The sequence below is a fragment of the Roseovarius sp. D0-M9 genome (assembly GCF_037083805.1).
Taxonomy (GTDB): Bacteria; Pseudomonadota; Alphaproteobacteria; order Rhodobacterales; family Rhodobacteraceae; genus Roseovarius.
In genome coordinates this window covers 1-1,403 of sequence record NZ_JBAPKZ010000116.1, presented here as the reverse complement: position 1 = coordinate 1,403, position 1,403 = coordinate 1, and the positions used below count along the sequence as shown (strand labels likewise).

Genomic DNA, 1,403 nt, shown 5'->3' with positions numbered 1-1,403 from the left:
GGTAGTGCCCCGGGAAGTGGTGTAGGAACTGGCGTCCACCTGCTTCTTCATAGCCGGTGTTGCTCGTTCACTGAGCGGCGATCATCGCCGTCTCACCGTCATCGTTGCATATGGCGGTCAGCTTTTCCACAGGCATGTAGCGGCGTGAGACGGCCCATTCGTCATTCTGTTCCAGCATCAGCGCGCCGACGAGGCGGATGACGGCCTCGCGGTTCGGGAAGATCCCGACCACGTTGGTGCGCCGCTTGATCTCCTTGTTCACGCGCTCCAGCGGGTTGGTGCTGTGCAGCTTCGAGCGCAGGCTCTCGTCAAACGCCATGTAGGCGAGGACGTCGTGCTCGGCCTCATCCATCAGTTCGGCGACATCGCGGAACCGCTGGCGCAAGCTGTCAGCGACCTCGCGCCAGCGGGCATGGGCCTGGTCGCGGTCCTTCTCGGCGAAGACGGTCTTCACCACGGCGCTGACGACCGGCTTGTTGGTCTTGCCCACGCGGGCGAGCAGATTGCGCTGGAAATGCACGCGGCAGCGCTGCCAGCCAGCGCCGAGAACCTTACGCGCAGCGGCCTTCAATCCCTCATGGGCGTCGCTGATGACCAGTTGAACACCGCGCAGGCCGCGACGCGTGAGAGACCGCAGGAAGTCGGCCCAGAAGGTCTCGGCCTCGGACGGCATGACGGTGATCCCCAGGATCTCGCGCCGCCCGTCTGTGTTGACCGCCACGGCCACTATCACCGCCATCGAGACGATCCGTCCGCCCTCACGCAGCTTCACGTAGGTGGCGTCGAGCCAGAGGAAGGGCCAATCGCCTTCCAGCGGGCGGTTCAGGAACGCCTGCACCCGCTCGTCGATCTCCTCGCACAGCCGCGAGACTTGGCTCTTGGAGGTGCCCGTCAGCCCCATCGCGCGCACCAGGTCGTCGACAGAGCGGGTGGAAACGCCGTGGATGTAGGCCTCCTGGATCACCGCCATCAGCGCCTTCTCGGCCGTCCTGCGCGGTTCCAGGAACGTGGGGAAGTAGCTGCCCTTGCGCAGCTTCGGGATGTTCAGGCCGATCGTGCCGGCCCTCGTATCCCACTGGCGCGGCCGGTAGCCGTTGCGCTGGTTCTCCCGGTCCGGGCTGCGCTCGCCGTGTCCCGCACCGCACACGGCGGCCACCTCAATGTCCATCAGCCGCTGCGCCGCATCCTGGATCAGCTCGCGCAGGAAATCCGTATCATCGCTCTTGGCGATCACGCCCGGAAGGTCGATCATGGTCTCGGTCATCGTGCTCTCCTTCGTTGTCATCGGTCTTTGAACAACCTCAGATTACGAAGAAGCGCGGTGGCCGCCAGACCCGGCCGCGCGCTGCGCTACGCCAAGGGCTTCGCGCGCGGCCTCTTACACCACCCGGTGGGGCACTACC

1 protein-coding gene is annotated in these 1,403 nt (G+C 65.6%); it reads right to left on the bottom strand.

Annotated features, from left to right (window positions below):
• Positions 1 to 67: 67 nt before the first annotated feature.
• The gene (locus V8352_RS21750) at positions 68 to 1,264 is read right to left on the bottom strand and encodes an IS256 family transposase (protein WP_442971087.1); all 1,197 of its coding nucleotides are present in this window, start codon (positions 1,262 to 1,264) and stop codon (positions 68 to 70) included.
• Between the last annotated feature and the right edge of the window lie 139 nt (positions 1,265 to 1,403).

Coding starts and splice junctions, on each gene's coding strand:
- V8352_RS21750 (WP_442971087.1), bottom strand. CDS start 1,264: ATGACCGAGACCATGATCGACCTTCCGGGCGTGATCGCCAAGAGCGAT.